The sequence below is a fragment of the Streptomyces sp. NPDC037421 genome (assembly GCF_055602105.1).
The window spans coordinates 98,672-125,669 of the sequence record NZ_JBVJWV010000023.1; the positions used below are offsets into that span (position 1 = coordinate 98,672).

Here is a 26,998-nt window from a genome sequence, read left to right on the forward strand (position 1 = left end):
GCCTTTCAGTGCTGGTAGCCGTAGACGCCGCGCGACTGGTCGCGCACGAGCCGGCCCTGTTCGAGTTCGATGACGCGCTTGCGCATCTGGTCCACGATCTGCTGGTCGTGCGTCGCCATGATGACGGTGGTGCCGGTCCGGTTGATCCGGTCCAGGAGCTTCATGATGCCGACGGAGGTCTGCGGGTCGAGGTTGCCCGTCGGCTCGTCGGCGATCAGCAGGGCGGGGCGGTTGACGAAGGCGCGGGCGATGGCGACGCGCTGCTGCTCACCGCCGGACAGCTCGCCCGGCATCCGCCCCTCCTTGCCGCCCAGGCCCACCAGTTCCAGGACCTGCGGGACCGCCTTGCGGATCTCGCCGCGCGGTTTGCCGATGACCTCCTGGGCGAAGGCGACGTTCTCGGCGACCGTCTTGTTGGGCAGGAGGCGGAAGTCCTGGAAGACGGTCCCCAGCTGGCGCCGCATGTGCGGGACCTTCCAGTTGGAGAGCTTCGCGAGGTCCTTGCCGAGGACGTGCACCTGGCCGTGGGTCGCCCGTTCCTCGCGCAGGACGAGCCGCAGGAAGGTGGACTTGCCGGAGCCGGAGGAGCCGACCAGGAAGACGAACTCGCCCTTGGCGATGTCGAGGGAGACATCTCTGAGTGCGGGCCGGTTCTGCTTCGGGTAGGACTTGGAGACGTTGTCGAATCGGATCACGGGAGCACCACGGTCGCCGGGAGTAGGTGACCGTGACCATACGCGACCGGACGCCGGGTGGGGACCCGGCAATCAGTAGTTGCCCGGAATATCCCCGGGTGTGGGAGGAGCCGGACCGTGATTGCCCGGACGGGCCGCGCCGAATGTCGGCGGAGCTGGCACAGTGGTAGGGGGAACGGACCGCGTCCCCGTGCCGTTGACCATGACGAGGGGACGAGAGGAGGAGCGCATGACATATGACCGGCTCGTGTGCGCGAACTGCGCCGCACCCGTCAGCCAGGGCCGCTGCCCGGTGTGCCGGGCGAACCGGGAGCGCCTCCAGCAGGAGGGCCCCTTCGCCGGGCTGAATCCGGCGACGCTCATCGCGCTTCTGGTGGTGCTGGTGGCCGCGCTGGCGCTGGTGGCACGGACCGCGTAGGCCGCGTCGCGTCCCGATCAGCAGGCATCACCGTGTGATCGCGTGGATCACACGTAATGGGGAAGGGCCCGGACACCACCTGGTGTCCGGGCCCTTCCTCGTGCTCACGTGCTCACGCGTTACGCGGTCTGCTCCTGCTGCTTGCGCCAGCGGATGCCGGCCTCCAGGAAGCCGTCGATCTCGCCGTCGAGGACCGCCTGCGGGTTGCCGACCTCGAACTCCGTCCGCAGGTCCTTGACCATCTGGTACGGGTGCAGGACGTAGGACCGCATCTGGTTGCCCCAGGAGCTGCCGCCGTCCTTGAGGGCGTCCATCCTGGCCTGCTCCTCCTGGCGGCGCCGCTCCAGCAGCTTGGCCTGGAGCACGTTCATCGCGCTGGCCTTGTTCTGGATCTGCGAGCGCTCGTTCTGGCAGGAGACGACGATGCCGGTCGGGAGGTGCGTGATGCGCACGGCCGAGTCGGTCGTGTTGACGCCCTGGCCGCCGGGGCCGGAGGCGCGGTACACGTCGACGCGCAGCTCGGACTCGTCGATCTCGACGTGGTCGCTGGTCTCGACGACCGGCAGCACCTCGACGCCCGCGAAGGAGGTCTGGCGGCGGCCCTGGTTGTCGAAGGGCGAGATGCGCACGAGGCGGTGGGTGCCCTGCTCGACGGAGAGGGTGCCGTAGGCGTAGGGGGCCTTGACGACGAAGGTGGTCGACTTGATGCCGGCCTCTTCCGCGTACGAGGTCTCGTAGATCTCCGTCGGGTAGCCGTGGCGCTCCGCCCAGCGCAGGTACATGCGCTGGAGGCGCTCGGCGAAGTCGGAGGCGTCGACGCCTCCGGCCTCGGCGCGGATGTTGACCAGGGCCTCGCGCTCGGCGTACTCGCCGGAGAGCAGGGTCCGGACTTCCATCTCGTCCAGCGCCTTGCGCACGGACGCCAGCTCGGCCTCCGCCTCGGCGAGGGTGTCCGCGTCGTCCATCTCCTGGGCGAGCTCGAACAGCACCGCGAGGTCGTCGATGCGGCCGCGCAGGGTCTCGGTCTTGCGGACCTCGGCCTGGAGGTGCGAAAGCTTGCTCGTGATCTTCTGGGCGGCGTCCGGGTCGTCCCACAGGGACGGCGCGGCGGCCTGCTCCTCGAGCACGGCGATATCTGCCCTCAGCTTGTCGAGGTCCAGGACGGCCTCGATCGACCCCATGGTCGAGGAGAGGGACTTCAGCTCTTCGGAAACATCGACGACTGCCACGGGTCAAGCCTAGCCGGTCCCCGGACGGCACTGTCCGGCCAGGCCGGATCGGAACGTACGGAGGAGCGTCGATACGGGCGTACGCTCCTCGTATGACCGTTCTACTCGTGAAGCGCCGCCATGTGGACCACATGCGTGTGACCACGACGAGCTGTCTGCCGCCGGACCCAGCACAAGCCTGATCAACCCCGATCCGACTTCGGTCCTGCACGCGGCCACGCCGCCCCGGCGCCATCCCTGCCGGCGGCACGCTCCCGCTCGCCCCGCCATCTCCGGGGCCCAGGACCCCGTGACATCCGAAACGGAGCCGTCATGCCGTCCGCGCACCCCTCTTCTCCCTCCTCCGCCGTCTCCTCCGCCGCGTCCGCGCCCGCCCTCGCCGTCATCGACCTCTCGCGGGCCGACGACCCCGCCGAGCGCGCCGACTTCCTGAAGCAGCTGCACGCCGCGGCCCGGGACACCGGCTTCCTGTACCTGACCGGACACGGCATAACCGAGGCGGAAACCGCCCGCATCCTGGAGCTGACCAGGGCTTTCTTCGCGCTCCCGGAGGCCGACCGGCTGGCCGTGAGCAATCTGAACTCCCCGCACTTCCGCGGCTACACCCGTATCGGCCACGAGCTGACCGGCGGAGCCTCCGACTGGCGGGACCAGCTGGACGTGGGCGCGGAGCGGCCGGCGCCGGTACTGGGGCCGGAGGACCCCGCGTACCTGTGGCTGGAGGGTCCCAACCAGTGGCCGGCGGCACTGCCGGAGCTGAAGGAGGCGGTCCTGGGCTGGCAGGAGCGCCTGGCAGGGGTGGCGCACCGGCTGCTCAAGGAGCTGCTGGCCTCGATCGGCGCTCCCCCGGACTTCTTCGACGCGGCCTTCGCGGACCGTCCCCACCTGCACACGAAGCTGATCCGCTACCCCGGGTCCGCCCCGTCGGGCGCCGACCAGGGGGTCGGCGCGCACAAGGACTACGGCTTCCTGACGCTGCTGCTCCAGGACTCGGTGGGCGGGCTCCAGGTCGTCCGGGACGGCGGCTACGTCGACATCGAGCCACGGCCGGGGGCGTTCGTGGTGAACCTGGGCGAGCTGCTGGAGATCGCCACCGAGGGCTACCTGCGCGCCACCGACCACCGGGTGGTCAGCCCGCCGGGGGCGCTGGAGCGGTTCTCGGTGCCCTTCTTCTACAACCCGAGGCTGGACGCGGTGGTGGAGACCGTCCCCGGGGACTACCTGCGCTCGGCGCCGGGCGTGGCGCACGACGAGTCGAACCCGCTGCACGCCGAGTACGGCCGCAACGAGCTCAAGGGCTGGGTCCGCGCCCACCCGGAGGTCGCCCGCCGCTGGCACCCGGACCTCACCGCGGTGTAGGCCGTCTCTTCCGGAAGGGAAGAGACGGGCCCCGGGGCCGGTCTACCTGGGCTGGGTCGGGGCCGACTGCCGGCCCTTGCCGTCGCGCGGCGGGGGCGCCGGGTCGTCGCCGGAGACGGCGATCCAGCTGCCCAGGCCCACCGCCGCCACCAGGGCCAGCGCCGACGCGGAGAGCACGAGACGCCGCTTGCGGACGGCCTCGGCCCGGTGCCGGGCGGAGCCGGGCCGGTGCCCGCCGGCCGGGCGGGGGACGCGGGCGGTGCCCAGTGCCCCGCCCGCCAGCTCGTCCGGGCCCGGGACGCGCATGGAGGTGTGGGTGTCCCGGTTGGAGTCCGTGGCGGAGCCGGGCACCAGTGGGACCACGCCCCGCCTGCGGACCGGGTCGGCGGCGGTGTCGGGCTCCCGCTCGGGCTCGGGCTCCGGGTCGGCGTCGTCCGGCTCGTCCACGTCGAGCGGCGGCATCCCGGCCAGCAGCGGCAGCAGGTCCCGCAGCCGGGCCGACAGCTCGGAGGCGCGCAGCCGCGAGGCGGGGGCCTTGGCCAGGCACTGGACCATCAGCTGCCACAGCTCGTCGGGGATGCCCGGCAGCGGGACCACGGTCTCGGTGACGTGCCGACGCAGCACCGCGCCCGGGTGGCCGCCGCCGAAGGGGGTGAAGCCGGCCAGCAGCTCGTACAGCACCGTGGCCAGGGCGTATATGTCGACGGCCGCCCTCGGCGGCAGGCCCTCCACTATCTCCGGGGCCAGGTAGTCGGGGGTTCCGATGATCCGGGTCGTGGGGGCGGTGCTGCGGCCGCCGGCGGCCCGGCGCGGGGAGTCGATGAGCTTGGCGACGCCGAAGTCGGTGAGCAGCGCGGGGTGCGCGCCGCCGGGGCCGAGCGGTCCCTGCATGTCGAGCAGGACGTTCTCCGGCTTGACGTCGCGGTGGACGACGCCGGCCGCGTGGGCGGCGGCGAGCGCGTCGGCGACGTCCGCGACGATGGCCACGGCCGCCTCGGGGGCGAGCCTGCGCTCGCGGTCGAGGCGCGTGCGCAGGTCCGTACCGCGTACGAGGTCCATGACGAGGGCGAGGTCGTTCCCGTCGACGACGAGGTCGCGTACGGAGACGACGTGCGGGTGCTCCAGTCCCAGGAGCGCGCTGCGTTCCTGGACGAAGCGTCCGACCAGTTCCTGGTCGGAGGCGAGGTCCTCGCGCAGGAGTTTGACGGCGACGGGGCCGTCCGGCCCTTCGCCGAGCCACACCGTGCCCGCGCTGCCGCGCCCCAGGATCTGGTGGGCGGTGTACCGGCTGCCGATCTTCCGTGCCACGACTGCTCCCTCAGCGGCTGGCGTAACGGACCAAAGCTACGCGGCCGAATGGGGGTTGAGGCCGCCGGATCGCGGCGACCTTCACTTCTGCGGGCGAAATCACGTCCTGGATGTCGACAAATCCACAAGGTCGGCGCTACGGGAGGCTCCGGAGGGCCCTCGGGAGGGCCCTCCGGCGGCGGACGTTCAGGAGCCGCTGCCGCTGCTTCCGGCCGTGTCCCCGATGGACCCGATGAAGTCGACGACGTCGGTGCCCCAGCTCCAGACCTGGTCCCACCAGCCCTTGCCGGTGCCGATCCACTCCTGGAGCGGGGTGAGCTCCCAGACCAGCCAGCCGCCCACGAAGAGCAGCAGGATCAGCACCAGGCAGCCCTTGAGGCAGCCCAGGCCCGGGATCCGGACCGGGTTGGCGCTGCGGCGGCGCGGCTCGCGCGGCGGCCGGGGCTCGCGCGGGGCCTGCTGCTGCGGCTGGCGCTGCTGCCGCGCGGGAGGCGGCTGCGGCTGCTGCTGCTGGGGAGGCGGCTGGGGCTGGCGGTACTGCGGCTGCTGCTGGGGCGGCTGCGGCTGCTGGTACTGCTGGGGCTGGTAGTGCTGCGGCGACTGCTGCGCGTACTGCTGCGGCGGAGGCTGCGGCTGGTACTGCTGCTGCGGCGGCGGGGCCTGGCGGTACTGCTGCCGGGGCGGCTGCTGCGGGGGCGGCGGCATCTGCGGGGCCGGGCGCTGGGGGCGGCGGCGCAGCGGGTCCTCGGCGGGGTCGACGTAGTGCATCTGCGTCTGCTCGTTGCGGTCGCGCGCGGCCCGCATCTGCGACTGCCACGGGTGCGGCGCGTCGGGCTGCTGCACCGGGGGCATGACGGAGGTCGGGTCGGGCGCGCCGCCCGGGGCGCCGGTGGTGGCCGGCAGCACGGTGGTGGCGTCGGCCCCGCCGACCGGCGGGAGCACGCTCGTCATGGCGTTCGGGTCGTACGCGTCCGCGGGCGCGGCGGCGGGGGCGCGGCCGGGCAGCACCTGGGTCGGGTCGGCGTTCTGGGGGTTGCCGGGGGCGGCCGGGACCGGGGCGGGCGAGGGGTCGGGCGCGAGCAGGGCGGCGACGCCGAGGGCGGCCTCGACCTCGTCGGGCGAGGAGTGCACGCGGATGCCGGCGGCGACCACGCGCAGGCCGCGGGCCAGGCTCTCGGCGCTGGGGCGCTCGTCGGGCTCCTTGCGCAGGCAGTGCTCGATGACGATCCACAGCGCCTCGGGCACGGCGGGGGGCCGCTGCGGCTCCTCGCTGAGGTGGCGGTGGAGGACTTCGAGCGCGGTGCCGCCGGCGAACGGCGGGCGGCCGGTGACCAGCTCGTAGAGGAGGATGCCGGCGCCGTAGATGTCGACGGCGGAGGTCTGCGGGCGGCCCTCGGCGGACTCGGGGGCCACGTAGGCGGGGGTGCCGACGAACTCGTGGGTGCGGGTCAGGCCCGGGGAGTCGGCCAGGCGCGCGATGCCGAAGTCGGTGAGCATCGGCTTCATCTGGCCGTTGCTCTCGTCGAGCAGCACGTTGGCGGGCTTCAGGTCGCGGTGGACCACGCCGTCGGCGTGGCTGGCGGCGAGCGCGTCCGCGATCTGGGCGGTCAGCAGGCTCGCGGCGACCGGGCTGAAGGGGCCGTTCTGCCGGATGTACTTGTGCAGGTCCGGGCCGTCGACGAGGTCCATGACCAGGGCGAGCAGATCGCCCTCGACGACGAGGTCGCGGGTGCGCACGATGTTGGGGTGCGTCAGGCGCAGCAGGACCGAGCGCTCGCGCAGGAAGCGCATGACGATGTCCGCGTCCTGGGCCAGCTCCTCCTTGAGGACCTTGATGGCCACGGTCTCGCCGGGCTGGCCGGCGACGGCGGCCTCCGCGCCTGCGGTCTCCCGCTGGCGGGCGCGCCAGACGGTGCCCGTGGCGCCGCGTCCGAGCGGCTCCTCGAGCAGGTACTTGCTGCCGACTGGCCGCACGTCTCGCGCTCCCTGCTGTCGTCTTTCCGGCTGATTCCGCCGAGTGGGTTTCCGGCCCAACTCTAGGGGGTGTCCCGGTGGAAGACGCGGGTCGGCGGAGGTTGGTTGCCGCACATTTGCGCGAAGGGTGAGTTTTGCGGGGTATGCCGGGGGCTCATTTCCCCGGTTTTCCCCCGACGGGGTGGCCGCATTCGTACCGGTGGGTGAACCGCGCCACGGGAATCCAAGATCATTTATTGGCGGGTGCCGGGCGTGTTGCGGGCGACAGGTGCGAGGATGCACCCGTACGGAACGGCCGGGACGGGAGCCCTGCCTTCCGGCAGACCTGAACGGACGAGGCGTCCGTGCCGGGCGGGGGGTCGATCGGGCGGGGCAGCTGCCGCCGTTCCCCTGCCGGGCGCACGCACGCACCGCGCACTGCGCTCCGCGCAGAAGGGACCGCTGACGGCGATGCAGATCCGGCTGACCGTCCTCGGGTCGCGCAGCGGCCACCAGGCCGCCACCGCGCCCGCCGGCTGTGACGTGCTCGTCACCGCGCCCGCCGGGACCGCGCTGGCCGCGGTGGCCTCCGGACTCGCGGCGGCCGCGGGCGGCCCCGACACCGGCGGCACCACCGTGCTGTACGCCGGTTCGCGCCGCCTCGACCCGCAGCGCGCCGTACTCGGCGAACCGCCGCTGGTGGACGGCGCGGTGCTGCACCTGCACGTCCCCGGACCGGACACCGCCGCCGTCCCGGCCGCGGACGGCCCGGGCACCCCGCAGCTGCACGTGGTGGCCGGACCCGACGCGGGCGGGGTCCACCTGCTGCACGCCGGGTCCGTGCGGATCGGGCGCTCGGCGGACGCCGACGTGCCGCTCGACGACCCGGACGTTTCGCGGCTGCACTGCGCGGTGACCGTGCTGGCGGACGGCCGGGTCACGGTCGCCGACCTCGGTTCGACGAACGGCACCACACTCGACGGCGCCGACGTCGGAGCCGCCTCGGTCCCGCTGGCGCCGGGCGCGCTGCTGCGGATCGGCGAGTCCACGCTCCGGCTCGCCCCGGCGGGCGGCGAACGGCCGCTGGCGGTGGTCCCGGACCTGGAGGGCCACCTCGGTCTGCCGGGCACCTCCGGCGGCGGCCCGGGAACCGACGGCGCCCCCGGTGCCCCCGGCGGTACGGACCCGCAGGCCCCGGCCGCCGGCCCGCAGGAGTCCGTCCCCCACGGGGGCCCCGCCCCCGACCCCGCCCCGGGGCTCCGCCCCGCGCCCGCCGCCGGACCCGGTGCGTACGCGGATCCCGCCGCGGCCCCGCGGCGGCGCGGCGGGATCGGCGCCTGGGCCCGCAAGTGGGTGCGGGGCGACGACGACGCCCCCGGGCAGCCTGCCGGACCCGAGGCGCCCGCGGCGGCCGCTCCGGACGAGGACGACCCCGCGACGCTGCTGCTGGCGGCGCTCGGGCCCACCGGGCGGCTGTGGTCGCGCGGGGCAGGGCACCCCCGGTTCCTGGAGGCGGGGCTCGGCGCGGGCAGCCGGGTCGCGTTCCCCGAATGCGGCTCGCTCGGCGTCGCCGGACCCCGGGCACGGCTGACGGGCGTGGCCCGCTCGGTGGTCGCCCAGCTCGCGGGACTGCACTCGCCGACCCGGCTGGAGATCGTCCTGCTGGCCGCCGACCGCGCCCGGCCCGTGGCGGAGCGCCGCCGCGACTGGGGCTGGCTCGGCTGGCTGCCCCACGTCCGGCCGGCGCACGGCCAGGACTGCCGGCTGCTGCTCGCGTACGACCGCGACCAGGCGGCCGCCCGCACCGCCGAACTGACCCGGCGGCTGGAGGACGGCCCGCTCGGCACCGGCTGGGCGGCCGCCGACCCTGCGGCGCTGCGGCAGGCCGCCGCCGCGTACGAGGGCCCGCGCACGCTCGTGGTCCTGGACGGCGACCCGGGCAGCGCGGCACTGCGCGACCTCACCGGACGGCTCGCCTCGCACGGCACCGCGGCCGGCGTCCACCTCCTCGTGCTCGCGGAGACCCCGGCCGCCACCGCCGCCTCCCCGGTCGCGGCGACGTACGAGTCGGCCTGCGCCGCCACCCCGGCGTTCCGCGACTGCGGCCGGATCGCCCTGCTCAGCGGCGATGTGGCCACGGCCGTACGCAGCTTCGCGGCCGGCGGCGGCCGTCCGGTCGCCGCCGGCCCCACAGCCGTGGCCGACGGCGTCTCGGCGGCCTGGGCGGAGCGGTTCGCCCGGGCCCTGGCCCCGCTGCGCGCGGACGGCACCCAGCCCGGCGGCGGCGCGTCCCGCCCGGCCGCGGCCACCCTCCCGGCGGCGTCCCGGCTGCTCGACGAGCTGGGGCTGGCCCGTGCCACCCCGGCCTCCCTGATGGCCCGCTGGGCGGAGGCCATCGACCAGGGCCAGGGCGTCGGCGGCCTCGCGGAGGTCGTCCTCGGCTCCGGCCGGCGCGGGCCGGTCGGAGCCGAACTGGTCCACGACGGCCCGCACCTGCTCGTGGAGGGTCCCGCCGGGAGCGGCCGGACGGAGCTGCTGCGCTCCATCGCCGCCTCCCTGGCCGCCGCGGCCCGCCCCGACCGCCTCGGCCTGCTCCTCCTCGACGGCGCCGGCGGCGAGCGCGGCGACGGCCTCCTGCCGTGCACGGAGCTCCCGCACGTGTCGGCCCACCTCGTGGCCTCCGACCCGCTGCGCATGCGCGAGTTCGCGCAGGCCCTCGCCGCCGAGCTCAAGCGCCGCCACGAGCTGCTGGACGGCGTCCCCTTCACCGACTGGCACGCCCGCCGCGAGCTCTCCGACCGGATGGTCTCGCCCCGCCGGCCGGCCCCCGGCGAGCTGAACGGGGACCTCGACTCCCCGCGCACCGGCACCCTGCGGCTGCGCGCGGCCGCCACCCGCACGGAGCCGGCGGCCGGGCCGACCCCGCTGCCCCGGCTGGTGGTGCTGGTGGACGACTTCGACGCGCTGGTGGCCCCGGCGCTGGGCAGCCCGGGCCGGCCGGCCGCCGGGTCGGTGGTGCGGATCCTGGAGGGGGTGGCCCGGGAGGGCACCCGGCTGGGCGTGCACCTGGTGGTGGCCAGCTCCCGCCCGGAGCGGACCGCCGAGACCGAGCCGGCCCGGCTGGCGACGCTGCGGGTCGAGCTGGACGCGCCGGACCAGCCGGGACCGGGGCGGGGGCGGCTGCTGTACGCCGACGGCCGTGCGGTGCCCTTCCAGGCGGGCCGGGTCACCGGCCGGATCCCGCGCACCGGGACCCTGAGGCCGACCGTGGTCCCGGTGGAGTGGGAGCGGATGGGCGACCCGCCGGCCCGGCGGCCGGTGCGCGAGCTGGGCAACGGCCCGACCGACCTCGCGCTGCTGGCCAGCGCCCTCGACCGGGCCTCCCACCTGGTCTCGGCGATACCGGTGCCGTTCCCGCAGGCCCCCTGACCCGCCCCGGCTCCCCGCCGCGCGCTATTGCGGGGGTGCGCGGGTCGGCGTAGACCTTGTGGCACGCGGCACACCACGAGCACGACGGCATCGGGGGCGAGACCATGCGGGCACAGCACGGAACCGGCCACACGAAACGCACGGCGGGCAGAGTCTGGGCGGCGCTGGCCGCGGCGGGCGCGCTCGCGCTCACCGCCTGCGGCGGCGGGGGCGGTGACGGCGGCACGGGCGGGTCCACGCCGTCCGGGCAGCAGAACGCGCAGACCGTCGAATTACCGAAGCTGCCCGGCGAGAAGCTGGAGGTCGCGGCGGTCTGGACGGGTCCCGAGCAGGCGAACTTCACGAAGGTGCTGAAGGAGTTCGAGAAGCGCACGGGCGCGAGCGTCACCTTCGTCCCGGCGCAGGACCCCATCGTCACCTTCCTCGGCACCAAGATCGCGGGCGGTCAGCCGCCGGACGTGGCGCTGCTCCCCCAGGTCGGGGCTCTGACCGCGGCGGTGCAGAACAAGTGGGCGCAGCCGGTGGGCCCGGAGGCCCGGGCGCAGCTGGAGAAGAACTACTCGCCGGGCTGGCGGAAGCTGGGCGCGGTGGACGGCACCCAGTACGGCGTCTACTACAAGGCGGCCAACAAGTCGCTGGTCTGGTACAACGCGAAGGCCTTCGAGGCGGCGGGCGTGAAGCCCCCGGCGACCTGGAAGGACTTCCTCACGGTCGCCGACACGCTCTCCGCGTCCGGCACCGCGCCGGTGTCGGTGGCGGGCGCGGACGGCTGGACCCTCACGGACTGGTTCGAGAACGTCTACCTCTCGCAGGCGGGTCCGGAGAAGTACGACCGGCTGGCCCGGCACGAGATCAAGTGGACGGACGACAGCGTCAAGCAGGCGCTGACCACCCTGGGGCAGCTGTTCGCCCGCAAGGACTTCCTGGCGGGCGGCCCGAGCGGGGCGCTGGCGACGGAGTTCCCGAAGTCGGTGACGCAGACCTTCACGGGCGGGGACCGGCCGGCGGCGGCGATGGTCTTCGAGGGCGACTTCGTGGCCGTGAACATCGCGCAGACCAAGGCGAAGGTGGGCGAGGACGCCCTGGTCTTCCCCTTCCCGGCGGTGGGCGCGAAGCCGCCGGTGGTGTCGGGCGGCGACGTGGCGGTGGCGCTGAAGCCGGGCAAGGGCGCGCAGGCGCTGCTGACCTTCCTGGCGTCGGCCGACGCGGCGGCGATCCAGGCCCGTGAGGGCGGGTTCGTCTCGCCGAACAAGGCGGTGGACTTCGCCGCGTACCCGAACGACATCCAGCGGGGCATCGCGAAGGCGCTGATCGCGGCGGGCGACGACTTCCGCTTCGACATGTCGGACCAGGCTCCGGCGGCCTTCGGCGGGACGCCGGGCGCCGGTGAGTGGAAGGCGCTCCAGGACTTCCTGGCGAACCCGTCGGACCTGGCGGGGACCCAGGAGAGGCTGGAGGCGGAAGCGGCCAAGGCGTACGGGCAGTAAGGCGGTGGCGGCCAAAAGACCGGCCCGGGCCCGCAGGCGGGGTGAGGGACGCCCGCGGCTGGTCGCGGCGGCGTTCCTGCTGCCCGCCCTGGTGCTGCTGGGCGCGCTCGTGGTGCAGCCCATCGGCTACTCCCTCTACCGCAGCCTCTTCGACCGCTCCGGCGACACCTTCGTCGGGGCGGGCAACTACCGGCAGATCCTGGACGACCCGGTGATCCGTACGGCCCTGCGGAACACGGCGGTGTGGGTGGTGTTCGCCCCGGCCACGGCGACGGCGCTGGGGCTGGTCTTCGCGGTGCTGACGGAGCGGGTGCGCTGGGGGACGGCGTTCAAGCTGCTCGTGTTCATGCCGATGGCGATCTCGATGCTGGCGGCGGGCATCATCTTCCGGCTCGTGTACGACCACGACCCGCAGCGGGGCGTCGCCAACGCGGTGTGGGTCGGGGTGCACGACACCTTCGCGGAGTCCTCGGCGTTCCCGGGGGCCCGCCCCGGCCGGGACTCCCCGCTGGAGCCCGCAGCCGGCGGCGCCCTGGTGACGCGGGGCACGGTCCGGGCGGGCGTGCCGGTGCTGCTGCCGCTGGTCGGGGTGGCGCCGGAGGCCCTGCCCGCGGGGACCCGTACGGCGGGCAGCGCCGGGGCGGTGGCGGGGAAGGTGACGGGCACCGTCTGGCAGGACTTCACCCGGGGCGGCGGCGGGCTGCCGAACGTGGTCGACGCGGCGGAGTCGGGCCTGTCCGGGATGCGGGTGGAGGCGGTCAAGGACGGCCGGGTGGTGGCCTCGGCGACGGCCGGCCCGGACGGCACGTTCACCCTGCCCGCGGAGGCGGACGGGGCGCGGCTGCGGCTGCCGGAGTCGAACTTCCGGGCGGCGTACGCGGGGGTGGAGTGGCTCGGCCCGGTGCTGGTGACCCCGGCGGTGATCGGGGCGTACGTGTGGATGTGGGCCGGGTTCGCGATGGTGCTGATCGGGGCGGGGCTGGCGGCGGTGCCGCGCGAGCTGCTGGAGGCGGCGCGGGTGGACGGGGCCGGGGAGTGGCAGGTGTTCCGCCGGATCACGGTGCCGCTGCTGGCGCCGGTGCTGGTGGTGGTCCTGGTGACGCTGGTCATCAACGTGATGAAGGTCTTCGACCTGGTCTTCGTGATCGCGCCGGGCGCGGTGCAGGACGACGCGAACGTGCTCGCGCTCCAGCTGTACCGGACGTCCTTCGGGACGGACGCCGATCCGGGGCTCGGCAGCGCCATCGCGGTGCTGCTGCTGGTGCTGGTGGTGCCGGTGATGCTGCTCAACATCCGCCGGATGCGGAAGGAGGCCTCCCGATGAGCGCTCGGACGAACGCCCCGACGAGCGTCCTGCGGCGGCTGGCGGGGAGCGTGCTGCTGCGCGTCTTCCTCGTCCTGGCGGCACTGTTCTGGCTGCTGCCCACCCTCGGCCTGCTGGTCTCCTCCTTCCTGTCCCCGGCCGACCTGGACCGGGGCGGCTGGTGGCGCGCGCTGACCGAGCCCTCGCGGCTGACCGCGTCCAACTACGCGCACCTGCTGGCGAACGACACCATCACCGGCTCGCTGCTGAACACGGTGGCGATCGCCGTCCCGGCGACGCTGCTGGTCCTCACCCTCGGCGCGTTCGCCGGATACGCCTTCGCCTGGCTGGAGTTCCCGGGCCGGGACTGGCTGTTCCTGGTCGTGGTGGGGCTGCTGGTGGTCCCCGTGCAGGTGGCGCTGATCCCGGTGTCGGAACTCTTCGGCTCCATCGGCCTGTTCGAGACCACGGCCGGGGTGGTGCTGTTCCACACCGCGTTCGGGCTGCCCTTCGCGGTGTTCCTGCTGCGGAACTTCTTCGCGGAGATCCCGCGCGAGCTGCTGGAGGCGGCGCGGCTCGACGGGGCCGGCGAACTGCTGCTGTTCGCGCGGGTGGTGCTGCCGCTGGGCGGTCCGGCGATCGCCTCGCTCGGCATCTTCCAGTTCCTGTGGGTGTGGAACGACATGCTGGTGGCGCTGGTCTTCGCCGACTCGGCGAACCCGCCGGTCACGGTGGCGCTCCAGCAGCAGGTGCGGCAGTTCGGGAACAACATCGACGTGCTGGCGCCCGGCGCGTTCCTGTCGATGGCGGTGCCGCTGCTGGTCTTCTTCGCCTTCCAGCGGCAGTTCGTGACGGGGGTGATGGCCGGCGCCGTGAAGTAACCCACGGCCACCGGGACGGCCGGGTCCGACATGGGATGTTGACGCTGCGTAACCCGAATGCCACACGCAGCGTAACCCGATCGCCGCGCGCGCGGTTCCTGGGCAATATGCCCGCGCCGACCCCTGGATGTGCCGTGCCCCGGTTCAGCGTCATCGTGCCCGCGTACAAGGTTCAGGCGTACCTCCAGGAGAGCCTGGACTCGGTCCTGTCCCAGTCCTACCCGGATCTGGAACTGATCGCGGTCGACGACGCCTCCCCGGACGCCTGCGGTTCGATCATCGACGAGTACGCGGCCCGCGACCCCCGGGTCACCGCGGTGCACCTGGCGCACAACCTGGGCCTGGGCCCGGCCCGCAACGCGGGTCTGGCCCGGGCCACCGGCGACTACCTGCTCTTCCTCGACGGCGACGACACCCTCGCCCCCGGCGCCCTCCAGGCGATCACCGACCGCCTCAAGGCCACCGGCTCCCCCGACGTCCTGGTCTACGACTACGCGCGCACCTTCTGGACCGGCGAGACCGTCCGCAACCGGCTCGCGCACCGGCTGTCCGAGGAGGGCCCGGCCAGCTTCCGGCTCGCCGACCGCCCGGCCCTGCTCGGCATGCTGATGGTGGTGTGGAACAAGGCGTACCGCCGCGAGTACGCGGAGCGCGAGGGCCTGGAGTTCCCGCCCGGCTTCTACGAGGGCACCCCCTGGACGTACCCGGCGCTGCTGGCCGCCGAGTCCGTGGCCGTCCTCGACCGGGTCTGCGTCCACTACCGCCAGCGGCGCACCGGCTCGATCCTGACCACCACCAGCCGGCGCCACCTCGACATCTTCGACCAGTACGAGCGGGTCTTCGGCCACCTCGCCGCCCGCCCCGAGCTGGACCGCTGGCGCCCCGCGGTGCACCGGCGGATGGCCGAGCACTTCTGCGCCGTGTACGCGGACCCGCGCCGCATCCCGCGCGCCGCCCGCGCCGAGTTCTTCACACGGGCCTCGGCCCTGCTGCGCCGCCACCGCGTCCCGGGCGGCCCCGGCTCGCTGCCGCTGTCGCTGTCCCGCACCGACCGGCTCCGGCACACCCTGATGCGCCTGGGCGTCCGGCGCGCCTACGGGCTGGCCTCGGCCGTCCGCGCGGGAGCCCTGGCCACGGCCCGCGCCGGGTCGGCGCTGTGGCGGGGGCTGCGCGAGAGCGCCCTGCGCCTGCACTACCGCGTCCAGCGGCTGCTGCCGCTGCGGCCCGAGCTGGCGGTGTTCTCCGCGTACTGGCACGGCGGCTACGCCTGCAACCCGGCGGCGATCGAGGCGAAGCTGCGCGAGCTGGCCCCGCGCATGCGCACGGCGTGGATCTGCGACCCCCGGCACGCCCCCACCCTGCCGCCCGAGACCACCCTGCTGCGGCCGGGCTCGGCCGCGTACTGGAGCGCCCTGGCCCGGGCCGGATACCTGACCACGAACGTCAACTTCGACCGCGCCCTCGTCAAGCGGCCCGGCCAGATCCTGCTCCAGACGCAGCACGGCACCCCGCTCAAGCGGGTGGGCCTCGACCTCCAGGACCGTCCGGCGGCCACCCCGACCACGGACTTCGAGGGGCTGCTGCGGGGCGCGGACCAGTGGGACTACCTGCTCTCCTCCAACCGCCACTCCACCCTGGTGTGGGAGAAGGCCGTGCCCGCCTCCTACACCACCCTGGAGTACGGCTACCCGCGCAACGACCCCTTCCACCGGGCCGGCCAGGCGGAAGTGCTGGCCCTGCGCGAGCGCCTGGGCATCGCCCCCGGCACCACCGCGATCCTGTACGCCCCGACCCACCGCGACTACCGGCGCAGCCGGCCCGAGCACCTGGACTTCGAGCGGGTCCTGCGGGACCTGGGCCCGCGCTTCACGATCCTCACCCGCACCCACCTGACGTACGCGGGCAGCGAGTCCGCCCGGGACCCGCACCCGAGGCTGCTGGACGTCTCCGCCCACCCGTCGGTGGAGGAGCTGTGCCTCGCCTCGGACGCGCTGGTCACGGACTACTCGTCCCTGATGTTCGACTACGCGGCGCTGGACCGGCCGATCGTGATCCACGCGGACGACTGGGAGGCGTACGAGGCCGCCCGCGGCACCTACTTCGACCTGCGCTCCTGTCCCCCGGGCGCGATCGCCCGCACCGAGGACGAGCTGGTGGACATCTTCGCCACCGGTCACTGGCAGGGCTCCCGCTCGGCGCAGCTGCGCGCCGCGTTCCGCTCGCGGTTCTGCTCGTACGACGACGGCCACGCGGCCGAGCGCGTGGTGCGCCGCGTCTTCCTGGGCCAGTCCGCCCCGCTCCCGGCGATCACCCCCCTGGAAGACCGCCGCCCCACCCCACCGGCCTCGGCCCCGGCCCTGACCCCCCTCACAGCGGGCCTCTGGCCGTAACCCCGCCCGGGGGACACCTCCCGGCGGTAGCGGGAGGGGTCAGCCGGCCCGCAGCCCCGCCACCACCGACCGCGCGAGCCCGTCCAGATGGCCCGCCGGCACGGCATCCCGTACCACCACCTGCCGCCAGTACAGCGGCCCGATCGCCAGATCGAGCGCCCGCTCCGGGGACGCGGTCTCCGGCAGCTCGCCGCGGGCGACGGCCTCGGAGACGATGCCCTCGGCGAGCCGGCGCTGCCCCTCCAGCAGCGCCCCCCGCACCGCGTCGGCGATCTCCGGGTTCCGGGCGGCCTCCACCAGCAGGTCGGGGATCACCGCCGAGGCCACCGGGTGCCGCAGCACGTGTGACATGACCTCCAGCAGGGCGCGTACGTCCCCGTAGAGGGACCCGGTGGCGGGCACCGGGATGCCGTCGGCGGCGACCGCGCCGATCAGGTCCAGCACCAGGTGCAGCTTCGACTTCCAGCGCCGGTACACGGCGGTCTTGCCGACCCCGGCGCGCCGCGCGATGCCCTCGATCGACATCCGGGCGAAGCCCACCGCCGCCAGCTCCTCCACCACGGCCGCGCGGATCGCCTCGGTCACGTCCTCGCGCAGGACGGCGGCACCGGCGGGGGCGCGGCGGGCGGCGGGAGCGGGAGGAGCGGCGGCGGGGTCGTTGGTCATGCACAGAGCATAGCGGCGACGACGTCACCCACCCGTCGCGACGATACGGTTGCGTTCCGACGTGTCACGCCCTACTGTCGCCGTAACGACGATACGGACCCGTCCTGTCGTCACGCGACGCCCGGCCCCTGTCGGGGCGCCCCCCGTCGAAAGCGATCCCGTGACCACCGTGACCACCGCGGACCCCGCGCCGCCCTCCCCCGCGGAGCTGGCGGCAGCCCACGGCCTGACCGTCAGCGGCGCCCGCCCCTCCCTCCCCCGCTACGTCGCACAGCTCTGGAACCGGCGCCACTTCGTGACGGCGTACGCGACCGCACGGATGCACGCCACGTACAGCACGGCCAAGCTCGGCCAGGTCTGGCACCTGATGACCCCGCTGCTCAACGCGGCCGTCTACTACTTCGTCTTCGGCATCGTCATGAACGCCAGCCACGACGTCCCCGACTACGTGCCCTTCCTGATCACCGGCGTCTTCGTCTGGGACTTCATCGGCAGCTCCGTCAACGCCGGCACCCGCGCCGTCCACAGCAACCTCGGCCTGGTCCGCGCCCTGCACTTCCCCCGCGCCAGCCTGCCCATCTCCTCCGTGGTCCAGCTCTTCCAGCAGCTGCTCGTCACCATGGCGGCCCTGGTCGTCCTGCTGCTGGCCTTCGGCCAGACCCCCTCTCCCTCCTGGCTGATCGCGGTTCCGGCGCTCTTCCTGATGGCCGTCTTCTGCGCCGGCTGCGCGATGGTCATGGCCCGCATCGGCAGCAAGAACCCGGACGTCAGCCAGCTGATGCCGTTCGTGCTCCGCACCTGGATGTACTCGTCCGGCGTGATGTGGTCCATCGACACCATGCTCAGGACGGACCACCTGCCGCAGTGGGTCTCGCTGATGCTCAAGACCAACCCGGCGGCCGTCTACATCGACCTGATGCGCTTCGCCCTGATCGACAGCTTCAAGGCGGGCTCGCTCCCGCACCACGTGTGGCCGATCGCCATCGGCTGGGCGCTGCTCGCCGGCGTCGGCGGCTTCGTCTACTTCTGGAAGGCAGAGGAGGAGTACGGCCGTGGCTGACACCGGCACCCGTGTCCCGACCGTCATCGCGGACGAGGTCCACGTCGTCTACAAGGTGCACGGCGGCGGCCGCAGGGGCGGCGCCACCGCCGCGCTCAGCCGGATCGTCTCGCGCAAGCCCGCGCCCGGCGTCCGCGAGGTCCACGCCGTCAAGGGCGTCAGCTTCACCGCGCACAAGGGCGAGGCGATCGGCCTGATCGGCTCCAACGGCTCGGGCAAGTCCACCCTCCTCAAGGCCATCGCCGGCCTCCAGCCGGTGGCCCGGGGCGCCGTCTACTCGCACGGCCAGCCGTCCCTCCTCGGAGTGAACGCCGCCCTGATGAACGACCTCACCGGCGAGCGCAACGTGGTCCTCGGCGGGCTCGCGATGGGCATGACCAGGCAGCAGGTCCGCGAGCGCTACCAGGACATCGTCGACTTCTCCGGCATCAACGAGAAGGGCGACTTCATCTCCCTGCCCATGCGCACGTACTCCTCCGGCATGGGCGCCCGGCTGCGGTTCTCCATCGCCGCCGCCAAGGACCACGACGTCCTGATGATCGACGAGGCGCTCGCCACCGGCGACGCCGCCTTCCAGCGCCGCAGCCAGGCCCGCATCGAGGAACTCCGCGCCCGCGCCGGCACCGTCTTCCTCGTCAGCCACAGCATCGGCACGGTCCGCGAGACCTGCGACCGGGCGATCTGGCTGGAGTCGGGCGTGCTGCGCATGGACGGCCCCTCGAAGGAGGTCTGCGACGCCTACGAGGCCTTCACGAACCCCGGCCCCGCCGGCGTCTGAGGCGCGGGGGCCGGCGGCGGAGCCCCCGCAACGGCGCCGCACCAGGAGGCACGAACGGGCCGGGCCCGGAACCCCAAGGGGTCCCGGGCCCGGCCCGTGTCCGTCACCGGTCGCGTCAGCGACTACGCGTGGGCGCGCAGCAGCGAACGCATCGTCCGCATCGCCACCGACAGGTTCGCCAGGTCGAAGTCGTCCGAGCCCCGGATCTCGTCCAGGGTCGTCCGCGCCCGGCCGATGATCGCCGCGTTCTTCTCCTCCCACGCCTTGAAGCGCTCCTCGGGAGTGGAAGAGCCGTTGCCCACCGCCAGCACGTCGGCCGTCAGCGCCGCGTGCGCCGCGAACAGGTCCTCGCGGATCGACGCGCGGGCCATCGACTGCCAGCGGTCGGACCGCGGCAGCTCGATGATGCGGTCCATCAGCTGGGTGATGTCCAGGCGGTCGGCCAGGTCGTAGTACACCTCGGCGACGGACAGCGGGTCCACGCCCGTCCGGTCCGCGGTGGCGACGATGTCCAGCGTCGGGAACGCGGACGAGAAGCCGGCCACCTTCGCCGCGAGCTCCTCCGGCACGCCCTCGCCGGTCAGCTCGTCCATGATCGACTGGTACCACTCCAGGTCCGCGCCGCGCACCAGCTTCGGCAGCTCCGACCAGACCTCCGCCACCCGGGCCCCGAAGAGCTCGATGGTCTCGGTGATCTGGAGCGGCTGCGGCCGGTTGTTCAGCAGCCAGCGGGTACCGCGCTCCACCAGGCGCCGCGAGTGCAGCCGCACCCGGGTCAGGACATCGGCGGCGACCTGGTTGTCGAGCGCCTCGACCGCGTCCCACACCTCGGCCAGGCCGAAGATCTCGCGGGCCGCGAGCTGCGCCCGGACGATCTCCTCCATCGAGGCGCCGGTCTCCTCCCGCAGACGGTGCAGGAAGGTCGAACCACCCGTGTTGACGGTGTCGTTGACCAGCAGGGTGGTGATGATCTCCCGGCGCAGCGCGTGCCCGTCGATCTGCTCCGGGAACTTCGCCCGCAGGGCAGCCGGGAAGTAGGCGTGCAGCAGGCGGCGCAGGTACGGGTCGTCCGGCAGCTCGGTGTGGACGAGCTCGTCCGCCACCGTGATCTTGGTGTAGGCGAAGAGCACCGCCAGCTCCGGCTGGGTCAGGCCCTTGCCGGTGTTGAGCAGCTCGCGGATCTGCCGGTCGTTGGGCAGGAACTCCAGCTGGCGGTCCAGCAGCCCGTCCCGGCCCAGGCGACGCATGAAGCGCTGCTGGGCGTGGAGCAGGCTCGGGGCCTGGGCGGAACCGTTGGCCAGGGCCGTGTTCTGCGCGTAGTTGTTGCGCAGCACCAGCGAGCCGACCTCGTCGGTCATCTCGGCGAGCAGCTTGTTGCGCTGCTTGACGGTCATGTCGCCGTCCGCGACCACCGCGTTCAGCAGGATCTTGATGTTCACCTCGTGGTCGGAGGTGTCCACGCCCGCGCTGTTGTCGATGGCGTCGGTGTTGACCTTGCCGCCCTCGCCGCCGGCGCCGGTGCGGGCGAACTCGATGCGGCCCAGCTGGGTCAGGCCCAGGTTGCCGCCCTCGCCGACGACCTTGGCGCGGACGTCGGAGCCGTTGACGCGGATCGCGTCGTTGGCCTTGTCGCCGACGTCGGCGTGCGTCTCGGCGGTCGCCTTGACGTACGTGCCGATGCCGCCGTTCCACAGCAGGTCCACGGGGGACTGCAGGATGGCCTGCATCAGCTCGGCCGGGGTCATCTTGGTGACGCCCGCCTCGATGCCGAGGGCGGCGCGCATCTGCGCGTTGACCGGGATGGCCTTGGCGCTGCGCGGGTGGATCCCGCCGCCCGCCGACAGCAGGGCGGTGTCGTAGTCCGCCCACGAGGACCGCGGCAGCTCGAACAGGCGCCGGCGCTCCGCGTACGAGGTCGCCGCGTCCGGGGTCGGGTCGATGAAGATGTGCCGGTGGTCGAAGGCGGCGACCAGGCGGATGTGCTCGGAGAGCAGCATGCCGTTGCCGAAGACGTCGCCGGACATGTCGCCGACGCCGACGACCGTGAAGTCCTGGCTCTGGGTGTCGTGGCCCAGCTCGCGGAAGTGCCGCTTGACGGACTCCCAGGCACCGCGGGCGGTGATGCCCATGCCCTTGTGGTCGTAGCCGGCCGAGCCGCCGGACGCGAAGGCGTCGCCCAGCCAGAAGCCGTAGGACTCCGCGACGCCGTTGGCGATGTCGGAGAAGGTCGCGGTGCCCTTGTCGGCGGCGACGACCAGGTAGGTGTCGTCCTCGTCGTGGCGGACCACGCCCTTCGGCGGCACGACCTCGCCGCCGACCATGTTGTCGGTGATGTCGAGCAGCGCCGAGATGAAGATCTTGTACGAGGCGATGCCCTCGGCGAGCCACGCGTCGCGGTCCACCGACGGGTCCGGCAGGTTCTTCGCGACGAAGCCGCCCTTGGCGCCGACCGGCACGATCACCGTGTTCTTGACCATCTGCGCCTTGACCAGGCCGAGCACCTCCGTACGGAAGTCCTCGCGCCGGTCGGACCAGCGCAGACCGCCCCGGGCGACCTTGCCGAAGCGCAGGTGGACGCCCTCGACGCGCGGGGAGTACACCCAGATCTCGAACGCGGGGCGCGGGGCCGGCAGGTCCGGGATGGCCTGCGGGTCGAACTTCATCGACACGTACGAGTGCTGCTCGCCCGCCTCGTCGAGCTGACCCCTGCTGCCGCTTCCCTCGCCGGCGCTCTGGAAGAAGTTCGTCCGCAGGGTCGCCTTGATCAGCGTCAGGAAGGAGCGCAGGATGCGGTCCTCGTCGAGCGAGGCGACCTGGTCCAGGGCCCCGTCCAGCTCCTCCATCATGGCGTCGATCAGCTCGGTGCCGGCGGCCTGGCGGCCCGGCGACATCCGCGCCTCGAAGAGCGAGACCAGCAGCCGCGTGGTGTGGACGTTGTTGCGGAGGGTGTCCTCCATGTAGTCCTGGCTGAACGTGGAGCCCGCCTGGCGCATGTACTTGGCGTACGCGCGCAGCACGACGGCCTGGCGCCAGGTGAGGCCGGCGCCCAGGACGAGGGTGTTGAAGTTGTCGTTCTCGGCCTCGCCGGTCCACACGGCCGCGAAGGCCTCCTGGAACCGCTCGCGCGCGTCGTCGCCGAGGTACGCGTCCCCGTTGCCCGTGGACAGCGGCATCCGCAGACCGAAGTCGTAGATCCAGGCGCTGACCCGGTCGCTGCGGCGCAGCTCGTACGGCCGCTCGTCGGTGACCTCGACGCCCAGGCGCTGGAGGACCGGCAGGACCGCGGAGAGGGAGACCTGCTCACCCGTGCGGTAGATCTTGAAGCGGCGCTCGCCGGGGCCCGCGCCGACGGGCTCGTACAGCGACAGCGCGAAGGGGCGCTCGCTGGCGGAGAGCTTCTCCAGGTGGCACAGGTCGGCCACGGCCGCGCGCGGCGAGTGGTCGGCCTTGTAGCCCTCGGGGAAGGAGGTGCCGTACTTGCGGCTCAGCTCGGCGGCGCGCTCCTCGCCCAGCTCGGCCGTCAGCGCCTCGCCGAAGCCGTCGGCCCAGGAGCGGGCCGCCTCGACCAGGCGGGCCTCGACGCGCTCGACGTCGGCGTCGGTCAGCAGGGGCAGCTCGGTGCCCTGCGGGACGCGGACGACGAAGTGGATGCGGGAGAGGATCGACTCGGTGTTCCAGGCGGTGAAGTCGACGCTGGTGCCGCCGAGCTCCTCCTTCAGGATGTCCATCAGGCGCAGCCGGACACCGGTGGTGAAGCGGTCGCGCGGCAGGTAGACGAGTGCCGAGTAGTAGCGGCCGTACTCGTCCTGGCGCAGGTACAGCCGCAGCCGGCGGCGCTCCTGGAGGTACAGCACGGAGGTGGCGATCTCGCGGAGCTTGTCCACCGGGGTCTGGAACAGCTCGTCGCGCGGGTAGGTCTCCAGGATCTGGAGCAGGTCGCGGCCGTCGTGGCTGGACGGCGAGAAGCCGGCGCCCTCCAGGACCTCGGACACCTTGCGGCGGATCACCGGGACGCGGCGCACCGACTCGGTGTACGCGGCGGAGGAGAACAGGCCGAGGAAGCGGCGCTCGCCGACGACGTTGCCGTCGGCGTCGAACTTCTTCACGCCCACGTAGTCGAGGTACGAGGGGCGGTGCACGGTGGCGCGGCTGTTGGCCTTCGTCAGCACCAGCAGGCGGTGCTCGCGGGCCTTGGCGCGGGCGTCGGCGGGCAGCCGGTTGAAGGACGGCGAGACGGGGTGCGCGTCCTCCTGGCCGTGGTGGACCGGGTCGGAACGCAGGATGCCGAGGCCGGTGCCGGGCACGGCGGACAGGGCGTCGCCGTCGACGAGGTTGTACTCGCGGTAGCCGAGGAAGGTGAAGTGGTCGTCGGCCAGCCAGCGCAGCAGCTCACGGGCCTCTTCGAGCTCGTACTCGCGCAGGTCGGGCGCGGTGGGCTCGGCCGGCAGGTCGTCGGCGATGCGCAGCGCGGCGTCGCGCATCTTCTCCCAGTCCTCGACGGCCTCGCGGACGTCGGACAGGACGCGCAGCAGGTCCATGGTGATCTGCTTGAGGTCGGCCTTGTCGGTCTCGCGGTCGATCTCGACGTGGATCCAGGACTCGACGAGGGAGTCGTGGGGGCGCGCGGTCTTGGGACCGTGGGCGTCGCAGTCGGGGCCCAGGATCTCGATCAGCTTGCCGGTGACGTCACGGCGCACGACGACCTGCGGGTGGATCACGACGTGGATGCCGCGGCCCTGGCGGGACAGCTCGTTCGTCACGGAGTCCACGAGGAACGGCATGTCGTCCGTCACGACCTCGACGACCGAGTGGCTGGAGGTCCAGCCGTTCTCCTCGACCGTGGGGGTGTGGACCCGGACGTTCGCGGTGCCCTGCGGCCGGGTCTCGGCGAGCCGGTAGTGGGAGAGCGCCGCGCCGAACACGTCGACCGGATCCCGGTCGGCGAGGTCCTCGGGGGCGGTGTGCAGGTAGTAGCGCTGGAGGTAGGAGAGCGTCGTGCCCTGATCGGGGCGCTCGCCGTGCTCGGACCCAGTCGGAAGTAGCCCCCCGGCCGGGCTGTTCTCAGCTACCCGTGCCGCCCGCGCGAGCAGCTCGGCCTTTGCTTCGTCCAGCTTGGTCTGCATGTCCTCTGGCTCCTGTCGCGCGCCATTGCGTGACGTAGGTGGTGAAGGAAGGAATGACAAAGCGCCGCGATGAGGCGGGATGTCCGTCCGGATCGGTTTTCGACGCCGCGGCGTCGGGAGAGCCGCCGGGGAAGGGTTCGACCGTGATCGACAGGTCCCGGCGGCGGGGATCAGCGAAGGCCCGGCCGCTAAGACGCGCCGGGCGCGGGTCGGGGGCGTCAGTGCCCCCGATGACTATCGCGCTGATCACGGGTCAAGGCTATCTCGCCCCACCCCCCGGTCGTCATTCACTGCATCTGTACAAAACCGGGGGTAAAACCTGGACAGTCTGGCCAGAGGCATGGCCGGAACGGTCCGTTACCGGCCTATCCGGCCAGCTCACGAGCCATGGCGACGGCCTCGGCCAGGCTGTCCACGACCGGGACCCCCGCGGACTCCAGGCTGGCGCGGCTGTGCGACCCGCCCGTGTACAGAACGGCGCGCGCCCCTACGTGCCGCGCGGCCGTCGCATCGTCCACGGCGTCCCCCACCAGGACCGTACGAAGGGCGGTCACACCGGCTGCCTCCAGTGCGGCCATATGGCGTACGAGGTGCCCCGCCTTGGAGGTGTGCGAGGGCCCGGTACGCCCGTCGACGCGCAGGAAGTGCCCGTCGATGCCGTGCGCCCGGACCAGGGGCACGAGCTTCTCGTGGGGTGCGAGGGACAGCAGCGACTGCGTGAGCCCTTCCGCCTCCCACCCCCGCAGCAGCTCCCGCGCCCCCTCGGCGAGCCCGGCGTTCTCGGCGGCGGCCCAGTAGTGGCGGTGGAAGGCCTCGTCCATGACGACCCATTCGGCGTCCGTGGGCAGGCGGCCCATCAGCCGCTCGTAGAACCTCGGCACCGGTACGACGTACAGCTCGCGGTACCGCTCCAGCGTGATCGGGTCGAAGCCCAGCTCGGCGAAGGAAGCGTTCGTCGCGGTTATGACGGCGTCGATGTCGTGCAGCAGGGTGCCGTTCCAGTCCCACACGATGTGGGCTCCACCGGTCTTCATCCCAGCAGCCCCGGGATCTCCTGGACGCCGAACCACAGCAGCTCGTGGTCCTCGGCGCCGTCCACGGTGAACTGCGCGTCGTCGTCCCCCGCGTCGGCGGCCGCGAGGGCCCCGGCGGCGGCCGCGACGTCGGCCTCGGCGTCATCGGCGTCGGCGTGCACGGCGGCGGCCACCTTCAGCCGTACGGGCGCGGGGAGGGTGACCTGCCCGAGGGTGGCCTCGTCGAGCCCGGGCACGGCGGTGGCGGCCTTGTCGTCGACGTCGACCGCGACCACGACCCGCCTGCGCGGGGCGCCGGCGTCGGCGGCCAGCAGCCGCAGCGAGGCGAGGGCGGCCCGGCTGAGGGCGGCGTACTCCAGCTCCTCGATGTCGTCCGAGACGTACCACTCGCGCAGCCCGGGCGTGACGGCGTACGCACGGAGCGGGGCGGGCCCCAACTCCCCCGCCTTGTGCGCCTCGGCGAGCCCGGGGAGGGTCAGGGGGACGTACACGCGCATGGCCGGCTGCTTTCGGTAGTCGGAAACGCCCTCAGGATACGACTCGGTCCCGGGGACGGGGCCTACGGCCTCGGGCCCCGGACCTCCACCGCCGCACACCGCCAGCGCCGGTCGGGGCCCTGCTCCAGGCGGAACGCCATCGCCGAGACCCGGTCCCCCGTCGCGATGCGGGCGAAGGCCTCGATCACCCCGGGGCCGGGGTGGAAACGGCCGCAGTGGCGCAGCACCGGGCGCAGCCGGTCGCGCAGCGGCCCCGCGGGGGCGAGGGTGACCAGCTGCTCGTACGCCTCGCCCACCGTGAGGCCGAGCAGCGAGTGGACGGGGCGCTGGCCGCTCAGCACCGCCAGCAGGCGCTCCGCGAACCAGTCGTGGGGGGCCAGCCGGCGCACCTGCCGCGGCACCCCCGCCGGACGCCGCTGGTCCCGCCGGCCGACGGGCCGCGTCCGGCCCGCCCCGCCGGGCCTGCTGCGGCTGCCCTCGCCGCCGATCGTGCCGCGCGTGGTGGTGTCCATGGCGATTCCCCCGATCAGACCGAGCCCGGCGGTACCAGGCGGTAACTTGATGCGGGTTTTCTACGACCGCCGAACACGCTCCGCAACCGTCGCCGGACCGCCGCGGACACCCCGCCGAAGTTCACCTATCCGTGTGGCGACCCCGCACCCCCAAGCCCCCGCGCACCCCCGGAACACCCCCCAGGTGGACGCCGGAACCCCCGCCGCGAAGAGCTCGATGGAGTACCCCCAAGTCACCCTCCCGGCCCCACGAACGCCCAGGAGCGGCCGGGGCGTGACGGTCACTCTCCGCAGGCGCGGCGGGTACGTCGGCTCTCGGTTCGGGCCCGCCATCTCCCCCGCGTCCCCCGGGCCCGGGCGGTGGTTGCCCACCCGCCTCCCCGTCTGCGGGCCGGTGGGTGGGGGGCGGGGGGGGTGGGGGGCGGTACCCCCTCGGGCGGCCTCACAGCCGGCTTGGGGGCTTCCCGTCAGTCCCAAGCGCGTAGCGATCCGACGCGCCTGTCGGCTGCCCCCAGCGCTCTGACCAACATGTGGTGCGGGTATCAGCCCAAGGCGGGCGTCGGACGCCGAGAAATGCGGAGCGCGTAGCGATCTGCTGCGCCCGGAGGCTCCGCAGGTCGCTCTGATCAACCTCTCGTGCGGGTAGTCGAGCCCCGGCTCGGAATTTCGACTGCCGAGGGCTCGGATGCCCGGCTGGCCAAGGCCCGGCCCCTCGCCTCGTCGCTGAGGGAGCCGCCTTTTCTCCTGCCCCGTGACCGTTCTTTTGGGGGCTTCCCGGCAGTCTTTCGGCTTTCCGGGGCGGGACGGTCGGTCAAGGGTCGCCGAAGGCGATCACGAAGTGACGCGACGAAGGAGCGCCCTTGAGGGACCGGCCCG

The 26,998-nt window shown here is 73.4% G+C and carries 18 protein-coding genes; 9 read left to right on the plus strand and 9 right to left on the minus strand.

All coding sequences use genetic code 11. The annotated features are described in order from the left end of the window. Window positions 1-5 precede the first annotated feature (5 nt). Window positions 6-695 carry a cell division ATP-binding protein FtsE gene (gene ftsE / locus ACZ7IF_RS27725; RefSeq protein ID WP_007264414.1) on the minus strand — a complete coding sequence of 230 codons (690 nt, stop codon included), beginning with the start codon at window positions 693-695 and terminating at the stop codon, window positions 6-8. A 229-nt stretch (window positions 696-924) separates the two neighbouring features. Here ftsE and ACZ7IF_RS27730 point away from each other — a divergent pair, with 229 nt between their 5' ends. After that, window positions 925-1,113, plus strand: a complete 189-nt coding sequence (locus ACZ7IF_RS27730; protein ID WP_007264415.1) for a hypothetical protein — start codon at window positions 925-927, stop codon at window positions 1,111-1,113. Window positions 1,114-1,232: 119 nt separating this feature from the next. On the opposite strand, the gene prfB is transcribed toward ACZ7IF_RS27730, so the two are convergent. Next, a complete protein-coding gene (gene prfB / locus ACZ7IF_RS27735; RefSeq protein ID WP_470976535.1) occupies window positions 1,233-2,342 on the minus strand; it encodes a peptide chain release factor 2 in 1,110 nt (369 codons plus the stop codon). 312 nt (window positions 2,343-2,654) lie between these two features. Here prfB and ACZ7IF_RS27740 point away from each other — a divergent pair, with 312 nt between their 5' ends. Next, window positions 2,655-3,701, plus strand: a complete 1,047-nt coding sequence (locus ACZ7IF_RS27740; protein WP_470976538.1) for an isopenicillin N synthase family dioxygenase — start codon at window positions 2,655-2,657, stop codon at window positions 3,699-3,701. A gap of 42 nt (window positions 3,702-3,743) precedes the next feature. Here the strand turns inward: ACZ7IF_RS27740 and ACZ7IF_RS27745 are convergent, their stop codons facing one another. Continuing rightward, window positions 3,744-5,009 (minus strand): serine/threonine-protein kinase, encoded by a 1,266-nt coding sequence (locus tag ACZ7IF_RS27745; protein WP_470976541.1) that lies wholly within the window; start codon window positions 5,007-5,009, stop codon window positions 3,744-3,746. A 186-nt stretch (window positions 5,010-5,195) separates the two neighbouring features. Then, on the minus strand, window positions 5,196-6,983 hold the full coding sequence (locus ACZ7IF_RS27750; RefSeq protein ID WP_470976544.1) for a serine/threonine-protein kinase: 1,788 nt from the start codon (window positions 6,981-6,983) through the stop codon (window positions 5,196-5,198). Window positions 6,984-7,433: 450 nt separating this feature from the next. Here ACZ7IF_RS27750 and ACZ7IF_RS27755 point away from each other — a divergent pair, with 450 nt between their 5' ends. From ACZ7IF_RS27755 to ACZ7IF_RS27775, 5 genes are all read left to right on the plus strand, one after another. Beyond that, window positions 7,434-10,391, plus strand: coding sequence for an FtsK/SpoIIIE domain-containing protein (locus ACZ7IF_RS27755; protein WP_470976548.1), 2,958 nt, complete (start codon window positions 7,434-7,436; stop codon window positions 10,389-10,391). Between the two features lie 104 nt (window positions 10,392-10,495). Next, the gene (locus ACZ7IF_RS27760; RefSeq protein WP_470976551.1) at window positions 10,496-11,878 is read left to right on the plus strand and encodes an ABC transporter substrate-binding protein; all 1,383 of its coding nucleotides are present in this window, start codon (window positions 10,496-10,498) and stop codon (window positions 11,876-11,878) included. A 4-nt stretch (window positions 11,879-11,882) separates the two neighbouring features. Beyond that, entirely contained in the window at window positions 11,883-13,202 is a 1,320-nt protein-coding gene (locus ACZ7IF_RS27765) for a carbohydrate ABC transporter permease (protein ID WP_470976553.1), read from the plus strand. Beyond that, window positions 13,199-14,062, plus strand: coding sequence for a carbohydrate ABC transporter permease (locus ACZ7IF_RS27770; RefSeq protein WP_470976556.1), 864 nt, complete (start codon window positions 13,199-13,201; stop codon window positions 14,060-14,062). The genes ACZ7IF_RS27765 and ACZ7IF_RS27770 overlap by 4 nt, the downstream gene beginning before the upstream one ends. 134 nt (window positions 14,063-14,196) lie before the next feature. Beyond that, window positions 14,197-16,452, plus strand: coding sequence for a bifunctional glycosyltransferase/CDP-glycerol:glycerophosphate glycerophosphotransferase (locus tag ACZ7IF_RS27775; protein ID WP_470976560.1), 2,256 nt, complete (start codon window positions 14,197-14,199; stop codon window positions 16,450-16,452). A gap of 39 nt (window positions 16,453-16,491) precedes the next feature. On the opposite strand, the gene ACZ7IF_RS27780 is transcribed toward ACZ7IF_RS27775, so the two are convergent. Continuing rightward, window positions 16,492-17,118, minus strand: a complete 627-nt coding sequence (locus ACZ7IF_RS27780; protein WP_470976563.1) for a TetR/AcrR family transcriptional regulator — start codon at window positions 17,116-17,118, stop codon at window positions 16,492-16,494. Window positions 17,119-17,278: 160 nt separating this feature from the next. Here ACZ7IF_RS27780 and ACZ7IF_RS27785 point away from each other — a divergent pair, with 160 nt between their 5' ends. Next, window positions 17,279-18,178 carry an ABC transporter permease gene (locus ACZ7IF_RS27785; protein ID WP_470976566.1) on the plus strand — a complete coding sequence of 300 codons (900 nt, stop codon included), beginning with the start codon at window positions 17,279-17,281 and terminating at the stop codon, window positions 18,176-18,178. Further along, window positions 18,171-18,956: an ABC transporter ATP-binding protein gene (locus tag ACZ7IF_RS27790; RefSeq protein WP_470976569.1), complete on the plus strand. Its 786-nt coding sequence runs from the start codon at window positions 18,171-18,173 to the stop codon at window positions 18,954-18,956. Before ACZ7IF_RS27785 ends, ACZ7IF_RS27790 begins: the two co-directional genes overlap by 8 nt. Before the next feature lie 122 nt (window positions 18,957-19,078). On the opposite strand, the gene ACZ7IF_RS27795 is transcribed toward ACZ7IF_RS27790, so the two are convergent. From ACZ7IF_RS27795 to ACZ7IF_RS27810, 4 genes are all read right to left on the minus strand, one after another. Beyond that, window positions 19,079-24,079 carry an NAD-glutamate dehydrogenase gene (locus ACZ7IF_RS27795; protein ID WP_470976572.1) on the minus strand — a complete coding sequence of 1,667 codons (5,001 nt, stop codon included), beginning with the start codon at window positions 24,077-24,079 and terminating at the stop codon, window positions 19,079-19,081. A gap of 365 nt (window positions 24,080-24,444) precedes the next feature. Continuing rightward, the gene (locus tag ACZ7IF_RS27800) at window positions 24,445-25,113 is read right to left on the minus strand and encodes an HAD family hydrolase (protein ID WP_470976575.1); all 669 of its coding nucleotides are present in this window, start codon (window positions 25,111-25,113) and stop codon (window positions 24,445-24,447) included. After that, the gene (locus ACZ7IF_RS27805) at window positions 25,110-25,610 is read right to left on the minus strand and encodes a DUF6912 family protein (RefSeq protein ID WP_470976578.1); all 501 of its coding nucleotides are present in this window, start codon (window positions 25,608-25,610) and stop codon (window positions 25,110-25,112) included. Before ACZ7IF_RS27805 ends, ACZ7IF_RS27800 begins: the two co-directional genes overlap by 4 nt. A 62-nt stretch (window positions 25,611-25,672) precedes the next feature. Continuing rightward, entirely contained in the window at window positions 25,673-26,122 is a 450-nt protein-coding gene (locus ACZ7IF_RS27810) for an Rv3235 family protein (RefSeq protein ID WP_470976580.1), read from the minus strand. Between the last annotated feature and the right edge of the window lie 876 nt (window positions 26,123-26,998).

Bases quoted from the DNA above. Each gene is read 5' to 3' on its own strand.
- ACZ7IF_RS27755 (WP_470976548.1), top strand. From the start codon at position 7,434: ATGCAGATCCGGCTGACCGTCCTCGGGTCGCGCAGCGGCCACCAGGCC.
- ACZ7IF_RS27730 (WP_007264415.1), top strand. From the start codon at position 925: ATGACATATGACCGGCTCGTGTGCGCGAACTGCGCCGCACCCGTCAGC.
- ACZ7IF_RS27760 (WP_470976551.1), top strand. From the start codon at position 10,496: ATGCGGGCACAGCACGGAACCGGCCACACGAAACGCACGGCGGGCAGA.
- ACZ7IF_RS27740 (WP_470976538.1), top strand. From the start codon at position 2,655: ATGCCGTCCGCGCACCCCTCTTCTCCCTCCTCCGCCGTCTCCTCCGCC.
- ACZ7IF_RS27800 (WP_470976575.1), bottom strand. From the start codon at position 25,113: ATGAAGACCGGTGGAGCCCACATCGTGTGGGACTGGAACGGCACCCTG.
- ACZ7IF_RS27795 (WP_470976572.1), bottom strand. From the start codon at position 24,079: ATGCAGACCAAGCTGGACGAAGCAAAGGCCGAGCTGCTCGCGCGGGCG.
- ACZ7IF_RS27780 (WP_470976563.1), bottom strand. From the start codon at position 17,118: ATGACCAACGACCCCGCCGCCGCTCCTCCCGCTCCCGCCGCCCGCCGC.
- ACZ7IF_RS27810 (WP_470976580.1), bottom strand. From the start codon at position 26,122: ATGGACACCACCACGCGCGGCACGATCGGCGGCGAGGGCAGCCGCAGC.
- ACZ7IF_RS27770 (WP_470976556.1), top strand. From the start codon at position 13,199: ATGAGCGCTCGGACGAACGCCCCGACGAGCGTCCTGCGGCGGCTGGCG.
- ACZ7IF_RS27805 (WP_470976578.1), bottom strand. From the start codon at position 25,610: ATGCGCGTGTACGTCCCCCTGACCCTCCCCGGGCTCGCCGAGGCGCAC.